16 protein-coding genes and 1 tRNA gene are annotated in these 17552 nt (G+C 63.1%); 9 read left to right on the forward strand and 8 right to left on the reverse strand.

The annotated features are described in order from the left end of the window. Positions 1-2283, reverse strand: a complete 2283-nt coding sequence (locus BGO80_RS12230) for a glycoside hydrolase family 95 protein (RefSeq protein WP_286721693.1) — start codon at positions 2281-2283, stop codon at positions 1-3. A 285-nt stretch (positions 2284-2568) separates the two neighbouring features. On the opposite strand from BGO80_RS12230, the gene BGO80_RS12235 reads away from it, so the two are divergent. The 6 genes from BGO80_RS12235 to BGO80_RS12260 are packed head-to-tail and all read left to right on the forward strand — an operon-like array spanning position 2569 to position 8403. Further along, positions 2569-3375 (forward strand): ABC transporter ATP-binding protein, encoded by an 807-nt coding sequence (locus BGO80_RS12235; protein WP_286721694.1) that lies wholly within the window; start codon positions 2569-2571, stop codon positions 3373-3375. Then, positions 3372-4394, forward strand: coding sequence for a FecCD family ABC transporter permease (locus BGO80_RS12240; RefSeq protein ID WP_286721695.1), 1023 nt, complete (start codon positions 3372-3374; stop codon positions 4392-4394). The genes BGO80_RS12235 and BGO80_RS12240 overlap by 4 nt, the downstream gene beginning before the upstream one ends. Next, positions 4394-5461 carry a FecCD family ABC transporter permease gene (locus BGO80_RS12245; RefSeq protein ID WP_286721696.1) on the forward strand — a complete coding sequence of 356 codons (1068 nt, stop codon included), beginning with the start codon at positions 4394-4396 and terminating at the stop codon, positions 5459-5461. The genes BGO80_RS12240 and BGO80_RS12245 overlap by 1 nt, the downstream gene beginning before the upstream one ends. A gap of 21 nt (positions 5462-5482) precedes the next feature. Next, positions 5483-6466: an ABC transporter substrate-binding protein gene (locus BGO80_RS12250; protein WP_286721697.1), complete on the forward strand. Its 984-nt coding sequence runs from the start codon at positions 5483-5485 to the stop codon at positions 6464-6466. Continuing rightward, the gene (locus BGO80_RS12255; RefSeq protein ID WP_286721698.1) at positions 6466-7392 is read left to right on the forward strand and encodes a sucrase ferredoxin; all 927 of its coding nucleotides are present in this window, start codon (positions 6466-6468) and stop codon (positions 7390-7392) included. Before BGO80_RS12250 ends, BGO80_RS12255 begins: the two co-directional genes overlap by 1 nt. A 45-nt stretch (positions 7393-7437) precedes the next feature. Continuing rightward, a complete protein-coding gene (locus tag BGO80_RS12260; protein ID WP_286721699.1) occupies positions 7438-8403 on the forward strand; it encodes an ABC transporter substrate-binding protein in 966 nt (321 codons plus the stop codon). A gap of 46 nt (positions 8404-8449) precedes the next feature. Here the strand turns inward: BGO80_RS12260 and BGO80_RS12265 are convergent, their stop codons facing one another. Continuing rightward, the gene (locus BGO80_RS12265) at positions 8450-9964 is read right to left on the reverse strand and encodes a DUF5060 domain-containing protein (protein WP_286723018.1); all 1515 of its coding nucleotides are present in this window, start codon (positions 9962-9964) and stop codon (positions 8450-8452) included. A gap of 69 nt (positions 9965-10033) precedes the next feature. Here BGO80_RS12265 and BGO80_RS12270 point away from each other — a divergent pair, with 69 nt between their 5' ends. Together BGO80_RS12270 and BGO80_RS12275 are read left to right on the forward strand one after the other, a co-directional pair. Next, on the forward strand, positions 10034-10465 hold the full coding sequence (locus BGO80_RS12270) for a hypothetical protein (RefSeq protein ID WP_286721700.1): 432 nt from the start codon (positions 10034-10036) through the stop codon (positions 10463-10465). Next, the gene (locus BGO80_RS12275; RefSeq protein WP_286721701.1) at positions 10465-10776 is read left to right on the forward strand and encodes a hypothetical protein; all 312 of its coding nucleotides are present in this window, start codon (positions 10465-10467) and stop codon (positions 10774-10776) included. Before BGO80_RS12270 ends, BGO80_RS12275 begins: the two co-directional genes overlap by 1 nt. On the opposite strand, the gene BGO80_RS12280 is transcribed toward BGO80_RS12275, so the two are convergent. Together BGO80_RS12280 and BGO80_RS12285 are read right to left on the reverse strand one after the other, a co-directional pair. Continuing rightward, entirely contained in the window at positions 10777-11637 is an 861-nt protein-coding gene (locus BGO80_RS12280) for a hypothetical protein (protein WP_286721702.1), read from the reverse strand. Between the two features lie 972 nt (positions 11638-12609). Further along, positions 12610-12686 (reverse strand) — tRNA-Arg (locus BGO80_RS12285). Positions 12687-12929: 243 nt separating this feature from the next. On the opposite strand from BGO80_RS12285, the gene BGO80_RS12290 reads away from it, so the two are divergent. Further along, positions 12930-13532: a DNA-3-methyladenine glycosylase I gene (locus BGO80_RS12290; RefSeq protein ID WP_286721703.1), complete on the forward strand. Its 603-nt coding sequence runs from the start codon at positions 12930-12932 to the stop codon at positions 13530-13532. 524 nt (positions 13533-14056) lie between these two features. Here BGO80_RS12290 and BGO80_RS12295 read toward each other — a convergent pair. The 4 genes from BGO80_RS12295 to BGO80_RS12310 form a co-directional block, all read right to left on the reverse strand. Continuing rightward, the gene (locus BGO80_RS12295) at positions 14057-14299 is read right to left on the reverse strand and encodes a hypothetical protein (protein ID WP_126148956.1); all 243 of its coding nucleotides are present in this window, start codon (positions 14297-14299) and stop codon (positions 14057-14059) included. After that, positions 14296-15165 carry a CPBP family intramembrane glutamic endopeptidase gene (locus BGO80_RS12300; protein ID WP_286721704.1) on the reverse strand — a complete coding sequence of 290 codons (870 nt, stop codon included), beginning with the start codon at positions 15163-15165 and terminating at the stop codon, positions 14296-14298. The genes BGO80_RS12295 and BGO80_RS12300 overlap by 4 nt, the downstream gene beginning before the upstream one ends. An 8-nt stretch (positions 15166-15173) precedes the next feature. Further along, the gene (locus BGO80_RS12305; RefSeq protein ID WP_286721705.1) at positions 15174-15797 is read right to left on the reverse strand and encodes a TetR/AcrR family transcriptional regulator; all 624 of its coding nucleotides are present in this window, start codon (positions 15795-15797) and stop codon (positions 15174-15176) included. Between the two features lie 1001 nt (positions 15798-16798). Next, a complete protein-coding gene (locus BGO80_RS12310; protein ID WP_286721706.1) occupies positions 16799-17545 on the reverse strand; it encodes an SDR family NAD(P)-dependent oxidoreductase in 747 nt (248 codons plus the stop codon). Positions 17546-17552 lie beyond the last annotated feature (7 nt).

Here is a 17552-nt window from a genome sequence, read left to right on the forward strand (position 1 = left end):
CTAGGGCGTGTGCCGCCGGGTAGAGTCCCAAGCCTCCCGCCCCAGCACCAGCTTGGCCCCGGCCTCAAGTCGGGTCTCCTTGACCGCGCCGTTCCAGCGCAACGCGAGGGTCCTTGCGGTCCCCGAGAGCAATGCAACCTCCAACGGTCGCCCAGCCTCCCAGGCGAGATCGAGGGTAACGTTGCCCCGCGCCCGTAGCCCGCTGACGCGCCCTTTCGGCCAGGCCGACGGCAGCGCTGGCAGCAGCGTGATCAGCCCCTCCCGCGATTGCACCAACATTTCCAATATTCCCGCCGCGCCACCGAAATTGCCATCGATCTGGAACGGCGGATGCGCGTCGAACAGATTGCAATAGCTGCGCTCGGGGCTGAGCAGCAGCTTGAGCACGTCATGGGCGCGTTCGGCCTCGCCTAGCCGAGCCCATAGATTGAGCCGCCAGGCAATGGCCCAGCCGGTGGCCTCGTCGCCACGCAGCTCCAGCGACGTCTTTGCCGCTGCCGCCAGCGCCGGCGTCTGATCGGGTGCAATCTGCTGGCTAGGATAGAGTCCATAGAGATGAGAGACATGCCGGTGATCCCGCTCGGGCGCATCGAGGTCCCAGTCCTCCAGCCATTCCTGCAATTGCCCGCCCCGGCCGATGCGGTCAGCCGGCAGACGGGCCCGTGCCGCACGCGCGGAGTCTTGCAGACCACCCGTCGCACCAAGCTGCTGGCTGGCGGCCAGATAGGCGTCGAACAGATCGCGCAATAGCTGGCTATCCATCGCTGGTCCGGCACAGACCGAGCTGCCATGGGGGTGCTGGTTTTCTGGCGATAACGTGGGCACGGTGACGAGAAAGTCTGTGCCGGGCAGGGGCTGCAAGATATCGAGAAAAAACTGCACCGCCCCTTCGAGCAGCGGCAGCAGCTGCCGCGCCAGCGCCTCGGGGCGGCCGGCATAGACCGCATGGTCCCAGGCCTGCACGCAGAGCCAGGCCCCGCCCATCGGCCATAGCCCCCATTGCGACCCATCGACCGGCCCGGTGGCCCGCCAGAGATCGGTATTGTGATGCAGCACCCAGCCGCGCGCGCCATAATGGGCCCGCGCCATCTCTGCCCCGGTTGCCGCCACGCCCTCGATCAGCCCGATGAAGGGCTCGAAACATTCGGCCAGATTGGCCGGGTCGGGCAGCCAGTAATTCATCTCGACATTGATATTGGCGGTATATTTGCTGCCCCAGGGGGGGCGGGTCGAGCGGTTCCATATCCCCTGCAGATTGGCCGGCTGCCCGCCTGGCCGGCTCGATGCCAGCATCAGATAGCGCCCATATTGAACGTAGAGCGCCGCCAGCCCGGCATCGCCCCCTTGGGCGAAACCGGCAATGCGCTCGTCAGTCGGCAATGCATCCTGCCCCGGCCCCAGATCGATCTCCAGGCGGCCGAACCGCGACTGGTGCGATGCAATATGGTCGGCGCGCAGCGCCTCATATGGTTTGCCTGCTATCGCTTCACGCCGCGCCGTCAGGGCCGCCTCCACATCGCCATTGACCTGGTCGAAACGGCGGAATGAGGTGGCGATATCGAGCGTGATCAGGGCGGCATCGGCGCCCCGCACCACCAGCCGCCGCCCGCGCCGTTCTGCCCGGCCGCCCTCGACCCGCAAATCGAGCCCGATGCCCAGGCTCAACGCTCCATCCAAGCCGTGCTCGCCGAAATTGCGCCCGCGATAGTCGAGCCTTGTGTCCTCCCCATCCAGCCAGTCGCCCGGTTGAGGACTGTCAAGCCAGATCTCGAAGCTCAACGCCCCAGGTTTACTGCTGGCGAGCCGCAGCACCAGCAAGTCGTCTGCTGCCGAAACGAAGCATTCTCGCGAAAACACCGCGGCATCGTCGCTGATGCCGGTGCTCAATAGGGCATAGCGTGTGGTGGCGATGGCGGTCTCGAGGTCGAGCGCGCGCCGATAGCTCCCCGGCACCGCCTCATGCTGGAATTCGATGAAGAGATTGCCGGCTGACTGATAGCTCATCTGCGCATGCGGCCGAGCCAACAGCGTCCTATCGGCCAGCGCTTCGGCCTCTTTGTAGCGGCCCTCGAACACCAGCTGTCGCACCGTATCCAGTGCCGGTAGTGCCGCGTCATGGATGGGTTGATAGGGCCCGCCCGACCACAGCGTCGCCTCGTTGAGCTGGATATCCTCGCGCCCCACCCCGCCATGCATCATGGCGCCCAGCCGCCCATTGCCCAGCGGCAGCGTGTCGGTCCATTCCACAGCCGGCCCGCGATACCAGAGGCTGTTTCGGGTCATGACGGGTCTCCTCGCTGCCGGTTCGTTGCGACCGGTTCGGCGCAGTGCACTCTTGTTGATTCCGCACGCCGCGACCAGCCCCGCCGCATGGCGTCGCTGCGCGGCTTTCAATGGTGATATTGACAGTCATGTTAAAGCGGTGCATGTCCCGCCCAGATTTTTTGATAGTTTCAGTCGACTTATTTTCCGGGGGGATGCATCGGTGCACGCTTTCGATCATGGGCAACCAGTCGCCGTCATCGCTCCCTTCGGGCAGCCATTCCTGGCCGGCCTGGAGCGTGAAGCATGAGTCGGCTCGAAACCCTCGGTCTCAGCGCCGGCTATGGCGACGTCACCATTCTCGATGGTGTCGATCTCGTCATTCCCGACGGGCAGGTGACCGTGCTGATCGGCCCCAATGGCTGCGGCAAGTCCACCCTGCTCAAGACCATGGCGCGCATCCTCAAGCCGCAGCGCGGCTATGCCCTGCTCGATGGCAAGTCCATCCACGCGCTCAATACCCGCGCCGTCGCCGCGGCGCTCGGGCTCCTGCCACAGGGCCCGGTGGCACCCGAAGGGCTCACCGTGCGCGAACTGGTGGCGCAGGGGCGCTTTCCGCATCAGTCCTTGCTGCGCCAATGGACCCGCGCCGATGAGGATGCGGTCGATAGGGCGATGGCCATTGCCCGGGTCGCCGATTTCGCCGACCGCGCCGTCGATACTCTCTCCGGAGGCCAGCGCCAGCGCTGCTGGGTGGCCATGGTCCTGGCCCAGGATACCGATCTGATCCTCCTCGACGAGCCCACCACTTTTCTCGACCTCAAGGTGCAGGTCGATCTCATGGACCTCTTTGCCGGCCTCGCCCATGACCATGGCCGCACCCTGGTCATTGTCCTGCACGAGCTCAGCCTCGCCGCCGCCTATGCCGACTATCTGGTGATGATGAAATCCGGCCAGGTCGTCGCCGCTGGCGATCCGCAAGCCATTTTCACCGCCGCGCGGCTCAAGGAAGTCTTCGATCTCGATGCCAGCGTGCTGCGCGATCCGGCCAGTGGCCGCCCGGTCTGCGTGCCCTTCGGCGCCCGCCGCCGCATCGCTGAGGCCGCGCAGTGACCGCCGCCGATGCCGTCACCGTCGAGCGGCATCCGCTGCGCGCCATTTCCGGCGTGCCGCTGCTGCTCCTGGCCCTGGTTGCGGTGTTTCTCCTCCACATCGCTGTCGGCGCCAAGCCGCTGGCCGTGACCACCGTCATCGACGCGCTGATCCATTTCGATCCCACCAATTTCGACCACACTATCGTCCGCAATCTGCGCCTGCCGCGCGCCGTCATCGGCCTCGTCGTCGGTGCCAGCCTGGCTTTGGCCGGCGCTTTGATGCAGGGGGTGACGCGCAATCCGCTGGCCGATCCGGCCTTGCTCGGCCTCACCTCCGGCGCCGCCTTTGCCGTAGTGGTGTTCACCTTCCTCTTCGGCGCCGCAAGCCTCGCGGTCGTTCCCTGGGTGGCCATGGGCGGCGCGCTCGGTGCCGCTACACTGGTCTATGCCATTGCGCGCCTCGTGCCCGGCGGTGCCACCCCGCTCAGCCTCACCCTTTCAGGCGCCGCCATCAGCGCCTTTCTCGGCGCCATCATCTCAATCGTGCACCTGCTCAGCGAAGACACGTTCGACAATCTGCGCGTCTGGCTCACCGGCGGCCTCGCCGGGCGCGACATCAATGTGCTCTTTCAGGTCGGGCCCTTCATGGCGCTGGCCCTGATCGCCGGCGTGGTCCTGGCCTCGCGCGTCACCATTCTCGCCATGGGTGATGAGGTGGCGCAGGCCCTTGGCGTCAAGACCGGCCTGCTCAAGGCCCAATTGCTGGCCGTCATTGTTGTGCTCACCGCCTGCTCGGTGGCGCTGGCCGGTCCGCTCGGCTTTATCGGTCTGGTTATCCCCCATATGGTGCGGCTTTATGTGGGGTCCGATTATCGCTGGATCGTCCCCTATGCCGCCCTGGTGGGCGCCATCTATCTCATCTCCGTCGATATCGCCGCCCGCCTCGTCATCGCCCCGCGCGAAATCTCCACCGGCATCATCACCGCCATGATCGGCGCGCCGCTCTTCGTCCATCTCGTGCGCCAGAGGACCCGCTGATGCCTGCCGTCAGCCCACCCCGCCATCTCATCCTGCGCAGTTCGGGCGAGCGCCTGGCCCTGCGCCTCCCACTGCGCGCCCTTCTGGCGCTCTGCGGCCTCATCATCGTCATCCTCCTGGTCGCCGGCACCAGCCTTGCCACCGGCACCTATGGCGTGGCGCTGGGCGAGGTCTGGGAAACGCTGCGCGGCCTTTCGATTTCGCGCGCGATCGACAATGTTGTCTGGGAGTTCCGCTTCCCTCGTACCCTCGCCGCCATCCTTGCCGGCGCGATGATGGCCCTGTCCGGCGCCACGCTGCAAAACGCTACCCGCAACAGCCTGGCCGATCCTTCCCTGGTCGGGGTCAGCCAGGGCGCGGCGCTTGCCGTGGTGTCCATGACCGTGCTTCTGCCCGGCGAGGCCGTCGCGCTGCGCCCCTGGGCCGCGTTTGCCGGCGCTGTACTCGTGGCGCTGGCCATCCGCTCCCTCTCCCATACTCGCCAGGGCGGCAGCGCCATTCGCTTCATCCTCATGGGCATTGGCTTGTCCGCCTTCATCTCCTCGATCACCTCGGCGCTGATCACCTATGGCAAGATCGACAATGCCATGGCGGCTTTGGCCTGGCTCTCCGGCTCCATCAATGCCGCCACCTGGTCCGATGTATGGACATTGGCGGGCTGGTCTGCGGTTCTCTTTCCCGTGCTGCTGGGCCTTAGCCGCACCATGAGCGCGCTGCGCTTCGGCGATGCCAGCGCCGTCGGCCTCGGCGCCCCGGTGGCGGTGACGCGCAATCTCCAACTCGCCCTCGCCGTCGGCTTTGCCGCCATCGCCACTTCCGTGATCGGCCCGCTGGGTTTTGTCGGCCTCATCGCCCCCCATGCCGCTCGGCGCCTCGCGCCATCCGGCGTTGGGCTGCATCTGCTGCTGACGGCGGGGATTGGCGCCTTGCTGGTGCTCACCGCCGACCTCATCGGCCGCGTCGCCTTCGCGCCCATCCAGATCCCGGCAGGCCTGCTCACTGCCCTCATCGGCGTCCCCGTCTTCGTCGTGCTGCTGATCCGCGGCCGCCCTGCAACCTCCACCTGATCCCACCAGGAGACCATCGTCATGCTGCTCCGCTCCCTTATTGCCCCGACGCTCCTCCTTGCCGCGCTTGCCGGCTCCGCCTTCGCGAAGGAGACCCGCTCCTATACCGCCGCCAACGGCACCTTCGACATTCCCGTCGCCCCGCAGCGCATCGTCGCCCTCAATGACCAGATCGTTGCCCTGCCGCTTTACGAGCTTGGCGCCCATGTGGTCGGCAGCGCCGGTCGCATCGATCCCGAGGGCAAGCCCTTCCTGCGCGGCGGCATGGATACGCTGGGCATTGACTATGCCAATACCGACATCGCCTTTGTCGGCACCTTCGACACTCTCGATGTCGAAGCCATCGCCGCCCTGCAGCCCGATCTCATTATCGGCGGCCCCTATACCGATCCGGCCTTGGCCGAGCAGCTGCAGAAGGTGGCGCCCACCCTCATCGTCAACAACAACGAACTGGGTATTATCGAAACCCTGCGCGCATTCGCCGATATCACCGGCCAGGCCGGCAATTTCGAAGCCCGCCTCAAGCGCTACCAGGATAATGTGGCCCGCACCCGGGCCTATCTCGAACATTCCGAGGACATTTCGGTCACCATGACCTTCGTGTTTCCAGAAGGCGCGCAGATGTGGGTCTATCGCCACAATGGCAATCTGGGCGCGGTGGCGCAGGTAGTGCGCGATCTTGGCTTTAAGGAGACCGCCGCCATGCAGGCGCTGCCCGCCAATGAGGGCACGATCAGCCCCGAACTGATCCAGAGCCTCGATGCCGATTTCATCTTCGGCTTCTATCGTCAGCAGCCCGACGCAACCCCGGCCACCATCCGCGCTGCTTATGAGAAATTCGCGCCCGGCTTCTGCGCGGCGCTGACCGCCTGTCGCAACGGACAGTTCGTGCTGCTGCCGGGCCCCACTTTCGGCCCGACCATGACCGGGTTGGAGCTGACGCTGGAGCTCATCGAAAGCCAGCTTGCCGCGCGGCCGTTCACCCCCTTTGTCGAAGCCGAGTGATGGGCAAGCACGTCTTCTGCACCGATCTCTGCCTGGCACGGGGCGAGCCCCTCGCCGGCACCGGCGATACGCCGGAGCGCGCCCTGCTGCTGGCCTGGCCGCGGGGCAAGTGGCGGGTGCCACGCTGGCAGTCCGCCGACATGTCGCCCGAGCTCAGCGCCGCCATCCATGACGCGGCCATGTCCGGGCTCTATATCGGCCTCATCGACAAGGTAGAGGCGCCCGAAAGCCTGCCGACCCTGCATGCCCAGCCCGAAAACGTCTATGCCAGTTTCGATGATGAAGCCGCGCTGATCGCCGCCATCCGCAATTATGTCGACGGCATCCTGTTCGCCGGCACCAGGGATACGCGCCGCACGATCATCTGCTGCACCGACAGCCGACGCGATGCCTGCTGCGCGCGCTATGGCTTTTCCACCTACAAGGCGCTGGTCGCCGCCGCCGATCCAGCTCTTTTCAACATCGTGCAATGCACCCATATCGGCGGCTGCCGCTTTGCCGCCTCGCTGGTGGTCATGCCGCAGCGCCAGCGTTATGGCCGCATGACCGCCGAGCAGGCCCCCGCCTTCCTGTCCGCCCTGGCGCGCGACGAGCTTTACCTGCCCGCCTACAAGGGCCGCACCGACCGTCACGAGGCCGAACAGGTCGCCGAACTCGCCGCCCTTGCCTGGGCGTCCGAGCGCGGGCAGGTGCTCAAATCCGTAGCGATTACCGGCGCGATTCCAGAGGCCCCAATCGAGGGCGCGGCACTCAACCTGACGGCCCATCTGCCCCAAGCGGCACTCGCCATCAGCCTCACCGCCCGCAGCTTCTACATGCAGGGCAATTGCCAGATCGTCGCTGATAACGAGGGCGAGGACAAGCTGCGCTGGTGCCTCGCCAGCGTCACGCCCCTGCCGTTTTCCCCCCTTTCAGGCCCCACCTGATCCAACTCAAACAAGGGTCGTTTGCGGCCCGCACTGGAGCCTTTCATGCAGTTCATCCTCAAATTAGCCGCGGTGGCGGTTGTGACGGCGCTATCGCTGTCGCCGGTGCTCGCCCAGGAAACGCGCAGCTTTACCGATGATACCGGTCGCGTCGTTGATATTCCCGTCGCTCCCCAGCGCATTGTCAGCCTGCACGACAGCGTGCTCACGGTGCCGCTGCTCGAACTTGGTGTGATCCCTGTCGGCAGCCATGGCCGCACCACCGAGGACGGCAAGCCCTTCATCCGCTCAAGCAATGTGCTGACCGGTATCGACTTCGACAATTCCACCATTCAGTTCGTCGGCAATCTGCCCGCCGATGTCGAGGCGGTGGCCGCGCTCGAACCCGACCTCATCCTCACTACCCCCTGGCAGACCGCCGGCCTCGAGCAGCTCGAGGCCATCGCCCCCACACTGGTGCTGGACTCGGGCAAGCGCGACGCTTTCGGCATGCATTCCGTTCTTGCCGACGTCACCGGTACCCAAGATCGCCTGGCCACTCTCGATGCGCGCTACCAGAGCCAGATCGCGCAGATCAAGCGCCTGATCGACACCAGCTCGATCTCCGTCAGCATCATGCAGGGCGTCAACGGTCAGTTCGCTGTCTGGCACACCTATGGCACGCTGGGCATCGTGCTGCGTGACGCCGGCTTCGTCTTTCCCGACCGGGTCAACGCCATTCCCGAAGGCACCAACGAGCTCTTGAGCGCCGAAGCTCTGCCCGAGCTCGACGCCGATTTTGTCTTCGTCACATATCGCACCGATGCCCTCGAAACTCCGGCCGATGCCATGAAATATCTCGACGAGGTCGTGCCCGGCTTCTGCGATTTCCTCTTTGCCTGCCGCGCCAACCAGATGATCGTCATGCCGCGCGAGGAGGCGTCCTCCGCCTCCTATTACGGCCTCGGCGTCATGGCCTACACGGTCATCTCCCAGATTTCCGGTCGCCGCTTCGAGCATAAGCCGGACTAGGTTCTGCGGTCCGCTCGGATGATTGAACGGGGCGCTGTCCGGCCGGTCAGCGCCGCCTTCTGACCCTCAGGGCCAGATGGGGGCGGCCCGGCAGGCGGACACCGAACGCGGCGTCCGCCTTGCCGCCGCGCACCACGGCGCCATGTCGGGTCGGATGGGGAATTGCGGGCGCGATACGCTGGGCGGGCTCTATGGTCATGGCCCAGGTGTCGATAAGGTCGACATCGTAGTCGCGGTCGTCGAGCGGCAGGCCGGTCGTCCATTGCGCCGGCTGGTGCTCGCCGAAATAGATATAGCGCACGTCGCCATCCTCGGCCGCCGACATGCGGCTCCACGGCCAGGACGTAGTGCCACCGAGCGGCGTCAGGCCGGCCTTGACGTCTTGTTCGAGCAATTCGCGCAGGAACTTGATGCGCTTCCAGGCGTCGCCATGGAGCTCGCCACCCTTGGCCCACCAGATGATGTCTTCGGGGTGTTCGAACGTTTCCCCATGCCCGGCATAGCCGCCGCGCAGAGCCGTGATCCAGAATCGATGCGTCAATTCCTGGGCCGAAATATTGCCCCAGGCGGGGAAAATATTGCCCTCATATTCGGGCTCGTCATTGACCACCGGCTTGCCATAGGCATCGCGCCATTCCGGGGTCTTTTTGACGTCCCAGTTCTGGATGCAGACATGGGTGACCCAGGGCTTGGTGTGATCATAGTTCATCCGCACATCGCCATTATGGATCGAGCGCAGATGGCCATAGGGGTCGTTTTCTCCGAGAATGTGAAAGAAGCGGTCCCATCGCTCCATCGGTTTGGTGTCGAGCAGGAAATCGTATTCGTTGGCCAGCGACCACCACACATTACGATAGGCCGCTAGGCGCGCCGCCAGATACGCGACATAGCGATTGTCCTGCTCCGCGGACATGTCGCAATAGCCCCAACGGTCATAGGGATGGAAGATGATGATATCCGCCTCGATACCAAGATCGCGCAGCTTGCCGATCTGGCTTTCGAAATGGCGGAATGCCACTGGATTGGGTCGGTCGAAATCCCGCTTGCCATCTGCGCCGACGTCGAAAACGTCATGGAGCGGCTCATTGGTGTTGAACGGATAGTCCTTTGGAAAGACGCCCATGCGGATCTTGTTGAAACCCGCCGTGGTCAGCGTATCGAGGGTCTGCGCCTGCAACTCGAGCGGCTGGTGGGTCCAGGCATAGCAGGTGGTGCCGAAGCAGAGGAACGGCTTGCCGTCGGCATGGGCGAAGTGGAACTGGTTGGCGACCCGGACAGGGCCATGCGCCCCCTTGAGCGGCGTGGTCGCGGTGAAACTGCCAACCTTTCCTTCTAGCGCGGCCAGGGAAGACCGGGTTTCGTAGTGCCACTCGCCCTGCGTATCGGGCATGAAGCGCAGCACATATTGACCCTCGCCATCGTAGAAACCCGGAACGCGAATGGAACGGCCGCGCTGCGTGAAATAGGCTTCAAGTGTCACATCGATATAGGGGTTGCCGGTAGCCGGACCCGACAGGCGCAGCTCGAAAATGTCCCAAACGGGCGTGGTGGTCATGGTCATATCCTTGTCGGCCAAGCGTCGATGCGTCCAAGCCATACAGTCTTATGGTGCCTGGGCGCAAAGTGCAGCATGTCGCCATGGATCGCCGTTTGGGCGGCACGGCCCGCTGAAACCTTTCGACATCAGCGAGCCTCGGAGCATGGGTCAATTCCTGGGACGAACGCCGTCATCAACGGTGTCGAGGATCCTAGGCTCCCTGCCCCAAATGCGTTCGCCAAAGGTGGCCGCTTCAATTCAGGCCTGGCACTTGTGGGTGAGGAAGGACCGGAGTTGGTGGAGTTCGGTGGGCCGGGACAGGTTCACACCGCGTCGGAAACGGGAGGTATGCTGTCCGGTGGGTCTTCGGGAAGCGTTTCTTTCCTCATCAACATGGGAGGAATTCACATCCAGGGGGTCAACGATCCGGAGCATATTGCGGATCAAGTTGCGCCGATTTTGGGTAGAAGGCTCAAAAGAGAAATTGATGGCATTCAGGCCGACATTGGTTGGAGTATCGCCTGATGGCAGATCAATTGAAGTTTGAATCTGTGGACGAAGCGCTGCAGTTCATGCTGGACCAAAACGCCGAGCTGCGAGCGCGATTGGATGCGCAAATGGTCGCTTCACTGGCTTTGATCAAAACGCTTTCCCAGCTGTCCTTAAAAGTTAGCCAAGCTGATCTTTTTGAGATGGCCTTGGAGGTCGCTGCTTCGACGGTGAAGAAACTGCAACTCCATCCCTCTGCCATTGCAGAACTGGAACGATACTGCAGCGAGGTCAAAGGTATCCGTAAGGTTAAGTTCGGGATTATCGACAGGGGAAGAGTTGAGTAGCTACTTATCAACACTCTGTGGATCAGTGGCCATTACCGCAATGAACCGGATAGGCGCGTCAGGGTTCCTCAGGTCAGGGGAAAGCTCTCTAAACCCAATGGCCGTTGTCATTGGACGTGCATTGATGGCGTGGATAAGCATCTCCTCCGCGAACGACAAAAGATTATCCAAAGCTACGTCTAGGTCGCGGTACAGGTCTGTCTTGGGCAGAGTGTCGTCGTTCCGAACGCGATACCAAGCAGGCGGGATATATAAGCCTCGGCTTGGGCCTTGAGCGAAGTCCTCGATTTTCAGCGCTCCGGAGTTACCGCCCGGATGCTCGACTGCGTTACGCTTTTTTACTAGCTCGGAGATCCAGTTTGCATCCCCGGAGAGGGATGTGGTGAGGTGATGGTTTAATCCAAATGTCTTCTCCGCCCATTTTTGGGCAGCACTTTTCTCCCCTCTAGAGTTCCAAAAAACGGCCGCCTCTTCGCTTAAGCGTGCGTTCTCAAACAGTACGTTCATTGTTATCGCGACGTCCCGAAGGAAAAGCTTGATCGCGAAGAGCAGGCCTTCGACCTCGGCCTGAAGGTTCATAATCGCGGGAACTGTATACTCCCCGCGCGCCAGGACTTCGTTCGTTTCTTTGAGAGCTTCGGCGCGGGAAGCTATCAGCCGTGCATGGTATTCATGGCATTGCAGAAGCCGGCGCTGAAGCTCCAAGTAGCGACCGAATATCTCCTCTTTTGTCGCTTTATCAACGTCTAGCCACTGCGCCAACTCAATAGTCTGAAGCGCAAGACGCGCCACGATCGGATTGTCCACTCCGTGATTGGAGACCTTTTGCACAATTAAAGGTGGAATGCCTCTTTCTGCCACTTCGTCCCCCTACCCTACTGCCCGTCGGCACCTGACTTGGGTCGTGAATTGCGATAGTCGAGCAAGGTGCCCGGATCTTCACGAAATCCTTGAAACGCGGCTAGACGGCTTCCGACGTGCAAGATCTCGCCCGTCCAATTCCTGAATGCCAGGAGAAAACCTTCTTAGCGGTATAAACTAAACCAGGCATAAGCTTTGCCGCGGGCGGCGGCGGCGTGGCCGCAGGGGCGTATACTTGGACAACATTAGCTGCGACGGATGGACCAAGCAGACCTAACCTATCGATGTTCGCTTGATAGATAGGAACTGCGAAACGAGGTGGGGTGAAGGGGGCGTCCGCATTCTTGTAATCTCGATCCAGTGAAAGGCGTTTCCAGACGACATTTTGCGCTCGGAGTATAGTTTGTTGTTGGTGGACTGCGCTCAAGAGAGCGATGAGCTCTCCATGCAAAGAGGCCGCTAATACCCTATGCTGATAGGTGCGTTCTGCGGCTACTTTCTGCTGATCTAATCTATAGCTGTGCTCCCGGGCCTGTAGTTCGATCTCTGCGCGGTGTGTTTGTCCCTCAACCAGGTTTTTGAAACCTAGGTTTGCCTGCCACGCGACGACGCCAAACCCAGGAATTCCAACCACTATCGTGGCTAGAGGCGCAGAGATCGAGCTGGCTAATGCAGAGATGGACCCTGCCGTTCAAGGCCAGAAGCGCCGCATTTAACGTTAGCATCGCCAAGTGAAAGAGCAGCCGCACCCACTCACTGAAACGCGGTGAGGTGCTGCTAGGGGCTCTACCGGTGACAAGCCGCCAAAGGTGCGATCGCATAGCGGCAAGCTCTCAGAATGGCCCACGGGAGTCGAGTGCCATTTCCCTCGAACTTAACAGATTGAGGCGATCGCCAGACGACGTTCGTGAGCTTTTGGTGAGTTGATCTACAAAGCAAATCATCAACGAAGTGCTAACTTATTGTTTTTATTGGCGCACCCGGCGAGATTCGAACTCACGACCTCTGCCTTCGGAGGGCAGCGCTCTATCCAGCTGAGCTACGGGTGCAGGCCGGAATCGGGGGTTGGCCCGATGGAGTGGGCGCAAACTAGTGCAAGGGCGGGGTTTCTGCAACCGGCGAAATCGCGCGGGTTTGCCACATTTCGGACACAAGCCTGACCGCGATGTGAACGAAATATGAGCGCCGGCGCCCCCGCATGGCAGAGAACTGCTGTCGTCGGAGCGCGATTGCTGCCACGGACTGGCAGGAGGTTGCGGCAAGAGGCGCCGAACGGATATGGCTTGGGGGCAGTGATGACGACGATAGACGGACCGGATGGACGACCGCGCTGCCGCTGGTGTGCCGGCGCGCCCGAATTTGTCCCCTATCACGACAGTGAATGGGGATTTCCCGTCGACGACGACAGGCGCCTGTTCGAAAAGCTGAGCCTTGAGGCGTTCCAGTCCGGATTGAGCTGGCGCACCATCCTCAATAAGCGCGAAGCCTTCCGCGCCGGCTTCGCCAATTTCGACATTGACACCGTGGCCGGTTTCACCCCGCTCGACATCGACCGCCTCCTGGCCGATGCCGGCATCGTGCGGCACCGCGGCAAGATCGAGGCAGTGATCAATAATGCATGCCGGGCGCAGGAATTGATCGCCGAAACCGGCTCGCTGGCGGCCTATGTCTGGCGCTTCGAGAGCAAAGAGGCGGCGACGCCGAAGACGCGATCCACCTCTCCCGAATCCGAGGCCTTGTCGAAGGCACTGAAGAAGCGCGGCTGGCGGTTCGTGGGACCGACCACGGTCTATGCCTTCATGCAGGCCATGGGGCTGATCAACGACCATGCCCAAGGCTGCGTGACGCGGGCCGAGGCGGCGCTGGCGCGGCAGCACTTCGTGGTACCGCGATAGGGTTTTGAGTTTGGAGCGCGCCGGGGATAGGCGGTGCTTCTGACAGTGCGACGAGACTGGCCGCGGGCACGGGGAAACGAAGGGGTTGTGGTGCGGCTAGAACGTTCACGTTCTGGTTGATGCGGCCTCATCGCCCCTGCCCCTTGAGTGGAGGGCAGTGTTTACTTTGGGCTCATCGGGAGGCACTGTAACCGCGGCTCCTGCTCTCCCTCCCCCTTGAGGGGAGGGCCGGGGTGGGGGTGGTTCAGTGATTCACCGATGGACCCCCACCCTCATTCCCTCCCCTCAAGGGGGAGGGAGGCGAAAGCGCACAGAGTCCGCCTCAAGTGGAAATGATCTGGCCGCCCTCGGGTCAAGCCCGAGGGCGGCATGGTGATGGTGGCGGGCGCCGGGCACCCCGGTGGCAGGGCGGCGCTGGCGTTTAGCGCTGCGCACCGAAGGCTGGGCGGTGATTGTGGGGCGCGGCGCGTATGCCTGGGGGAAAGGCGGGGTGCGGGGAGGATGGTCCCCTGCCCCTCAAAACTTCAGTCCTGGCGGGAGATGCGGATGCGCTTGCGGACGTTTTTTTCCTCGACATCGAGCCATTGCACGGCGCGGTCGGGATTGGTCTCATTGAGCAGGGCATCGATGTCGAGGCCCTGACGCTGAAGCTCCTGGAAGGCAGAGCCGGGCAGGAGGCCGGCGACGAATTGCAGCGGGCCGACGGGAATGCGCAGCTCTTCGACGCAAGCGCCTTCGACATATTTTTCGATCAGAATGGTGGTCATGATAGGGCCTTTCGGGGTTGAGCGGTACGGGCCGGGAGGTGGCCGAAGAAGAAGCTGGGGTCGCGGACCACGATCACCACGGTGAGCACCAGCAAGAGGCCGGTCTGGATGATCTTGCTGTCCGGATGGGTCTGGAACAGTTCGTTGAAGACATTGGCCGCGAGGTGGAAGGCGACCGCCACCCAGATATTGCGACCCGAGCGGTAGTAGAGCCAGTTCATCAGCAGCACGAAGGGAATGAGGCTGACGACGAAGTTGAGGGTGTGCAGCGGGCCGCTATCGGCCAGATTGGCTTGGTAATAGCCCTCGATGAAGCCGAGCGGCAGGTGCCAGAGCGCCCAATAGACGCCGAAGACAATCGAGGTCCAGAACAGGTTCATGCTGCGCCGCAGCGCATCGGTGCCATAGCCGTGCCAGCTGATTTCCTCGGCAATGGGCGCGAATAGCAGCGGCACCCAGCCCACCAGAATGCCGGCACTGAACGAGGCATGATTGGCGAGAAGGAACTGTTCGGGACTGTAGCCGAAGGCCAGCGAAATCAGCTGGGCGAGCAGAATGCTGCCGACCATGATGGCAGCACCCAACAGCATGTTACGCCAGGCAAGGCCCTTGACGCTGAGGCGACGCCAGAGATCCTCGCGCAGCACCGGGTCGCGGCGGATCAGCAACCAGGAGACCAGCATGGGCAGGACCAGGCCCAGTCCGGCAAAAAGGCTGACCATGCTGAGGCTGAGCGTGCCGGGTTCGGGCTGGCGGCTGAACCAGGCGGCGATCAGCCAGGCGGTCCAGGGAAAGATGGTGGCGAGGGCAAAGAAGGTCCAGGGCCGGTTGAAGCGGTGGATGATGGCCTGTTCATTGGGCGGCATGGGTAAGATTATCCGAGAGTGGCAAGGCGGGTGAGCAGCGCGCCCTTGGGCGTGCCGAGCGCGCGCTCGATGATGATGAGGGTGGCGCGCAGGCGCGCTGCGTGTTCCTCGGCGGTCCAGCCGAAGCGGCCGCCGCCAAGCAGGGCCGCCTGGCCGGCCAGGAGAAATTCGATGGTGGAGAGGCTGTCCTCGACCTCGAAGGCGCCTTCGGCCCGGCCTGTCTCGACGATTGCGGCCAGCACCGGGGCCAGCCGGCGCACCAGCGCCATATTGACCAGATCGTGCAGGGCAGTGTTTTCGGGATGGTTGAGGGCTTCGACCAGATAGGTTTCGCCGCGATCCACCTGCTGCATGGCCAGCACGGCGGCGGCAAAGCGATCAAGGCTGTCGCCCTGCTGCTGGCCAGCCGCGGCTGCGGCGACCGCCATGTGCTCCACCACGGTTTCGGCGAGACGCGCCAGCAGGTCGTCCTTGGTCTTGAAATAGAGATAGAACGTGCCCTTGGCGATGCCGGCGCCCTGGACGATTTCGTCCACCGAAACGGCCCTCACGCCTTTCTCGCGGAACAGACGCGCGGCGCTGGCAAGGATTTCGCCGGCCCGCTCGGGGGGATTGGCGCGACGGGGTGACATAAGCGTTTCCGTAAATGACTGACGGTCAGTCAGTTATTATGGGGCTATGGTGACGCTGTCAATGGGGGTGTGTTTTGGCGGAGAGGGCGCGAGGGGTAGTGGTGGTGCGAGGGGTGCGGATTGCTGGTGCTACACGGATTGCTGGTGCCAGGACGCGGACCGCTGGCGCGAGGCTGCATTGCCGGTGCGTGGCGAGTGGATTGGCGCTGGATCATTTCAAGCTGACGGACACTCGGGGCGCTTGCGCCTCCCTTCCCCTTGAGGGGAGGGAATGAGGGAGGGGGGCTGAACGGTCCGGGAATCCGTTGGTTTCATGGGAGTTTGCTAAACCTGTAGCACCCCCACCTAACCTCCCCCTGTTGAAGGGGGAGGGAGAGCGGGAGCCGAAGCCGAAGCCGAAGTCTAAGCGCCTTCCAACGCGCTCAAAGCGAACACTTCCCACTTGAGGGGAGGGGCGCTAGCGCCGCTTCAACCAGAACATGGAACGCTCTAGATCATTTCAAGCTGAGGTGGCCTTTGGCCCATTTCGCCTCGCTCAGCCTTGAGGGCAGGGCTATCGCATATGGGTTTGAGCGTGCTCCACACCCCCTCCCAGCCTCCCCCGTCAAGGGGGAGGAGCCGCATCGAGTGCCAGGTGAGATATTGCCAAACACGCAGCCCGAACTCCCTCCCCCTTGCGGGGAGGGCTATCGCATAGGACCGTCATGCCCTCGGAAGGCAGTAGTCGGGTTCTGGCGCGACAGATGAAACGCGTACCACGTCGCCCTCGGGCCTGACCCGAGGGCCTGTCGGCGGGCCGCCAGACAGTACTGGTGCAGGCGGAGATTGGCCCTCGGATCGAGCCCAAGGGCGGAACGGTGGAGGGGAAACGCCGGGACAATACGAGGCGCCAAGTCGAGCTTTCGCTCGTGGAGGACCAGAGCTCAGGACAATATGCGATGGCACTGCTCGCAACGGGGAGGAGACGACAGAACTGAGGGTCCGGCTCAGTTTGAAATGCCCTAATAGGTCGCGCGGCCGCCCGAGAGGTCGAAGACGGAGGCGGTGGTGAAGCTGTTTTCGGGGCTGACCAGCCAGGCGACCATGCTGGCGGCTTCATCGACCTCGAGGAAGCGGCCGCGGGGGATGCGGCTGAGCATATAGTCGATGAATTCGGGCTTGAGCTCGTCGAGAATGCGGGTCTTGGCCGTGGCCGGCGTGATGGCGTTGACGGCGATGTCGTATTTGGCCAGTTCCTTGCCCAGCGCCTTGGTCATGGCGATGACGCCACCCTTGGCCGCGGCATAGGCGGCGGCATTGGGATTGCCCTCCTTGCCGGCAATAGAGGCGATGTTGACGATGCGCCCGTAATTGGCCGCTTTCATGAAGGGCACGACGGCGCGGTTGACATAGAAGGTGCCGTTGAGATCGATGTCGATCACCCGTCGCCACTCGGCGGGGTCATATTCGTCGAGCGGCGCGTTTTTGCCGGCAATGCCGGCCGAATGCACGAGGATGTCGATGCCTCCATGGCTTTGCGCGACTTCGGCGGCGGCCCTGGCCACCGCATCGCCATCGACGATATCGACCACGAGGGTGGAGGCCGCCTCACCCAGGCGGGCGCTCGCCGCAGCCAGCGCTGCCGGATCGATATCCCAGAGGCTGACCCGCGCGCCCGAGGCCACGAGGCGCGCCGCGATGGCGAGGCCGATGCCCTGCGCGCCGCCGGTAATGATGGCCGTCTGATTGTGCAGGTCGTAGGAATTCATCGCTTTG

It is taken from the genome of Devosia sp. 63-57 (genome assembly GCF_001899045.1).
GTDB classification, from domain to species: domain Bacteria; phylum Pseudomonadota; class Alphaproteobacteria; order Rhizobiales; family Devosiaceae; genus Devosia; species Devosia equisanguinis.

Bases quoted from the DNA above. Each gene is read 5' to 3' on its own strand.
- BGO80_RS12305 (WP_286721705.1), bottom strand. From the start codon at position 15,797: ATGTCACCCCGTCGCGCCAATCCCCCCGAGCGGGCCGGCGAAATCCTT.
- BGO80_RS12265 (WP_286723018.1), bottom strand. From the start codon at position 9,964: ATGACCATGACCACCACGCCCGTTTGGGACATTTTCGAGCTGCGCCTG.
- BGO80_RS12310 (WP_286721706.1), bottom strand. From the start codon at position 17,545: ATGAATTCCTACGACCTGCACAATCAGACGGCCATCATTACCGGCGGC.
- BGO80_RS12295 (WP_126148956.1), bottom strand. From the start codon at position 14,299: ATGACCACCATTCTGATCGAAAAATATGTCGAAGGCGCTTGCGTCGAA.
- BGO80_RS12245 (WP_286721696.1), top strand. From the start codon at position 4,394: ATGCCTGCCGTCAGCCCACCCCGCCATCTCATCCTGCGCAGTTCGGGC.
- BGO80_RS12255 (WP_286721698.1), top strand. From the start codon at position 6,466: ATGGGCAAGCACGTCTTCTGCACCGATCTCTGCCTGGCACGGGGCGAG.
- BGO80_RS12250 (WP_286721697.1), top strand. From the start codon at position 5,483: ATGCTGCTCCGCTCCCTTATTGCCCCGACGCTCCTCCTTGCCGCGCTT.
- BGO80_RS12230 (WP_286721693.1), bottom strand. From the start codon at position 2,283: ATGACCCGAAACAGCCTCTGGTATCGCGGGCCGGCTGTGGAATGGACC.
- BGO80_RS12300 (WP_286721704.1), bottom strand. From the start codon at position 15,165: ATGCCGCCCAATGAACAGGCCATCATCCACCGCTTCAACCGGCCCTGG.
- BGO80_RS12235 (WP_286721694.1), top strand. From the start codon at position 2,569: ATGAGTCGGCTCGAAACCCTCGGTCTCAGCGCCGGCTATGGCGACGTC.
- BGO80_RS12270 (WP_286721700.1), top strand. From the start codon at position 10,034: ATGTCGCCATGGATCGCCGTTTGGGCGGCACGGCCCGCTGAAACCTTT.
- BGO80_RS12260 (WP_286721699.1), top strand. From the start codon at position 7,438: ATGCAGTTCATCCTCAAATTAGCCGCGGTGGCGGTTGTGACGGCGCTA.
- BGO80_RS12275 (WP_286721701.1), top strand. From the start codon at position 10,465: ATGGCAGATCAATTGAAGTTTGAATCTGTGGACGAAGCGCTGCAGTTC.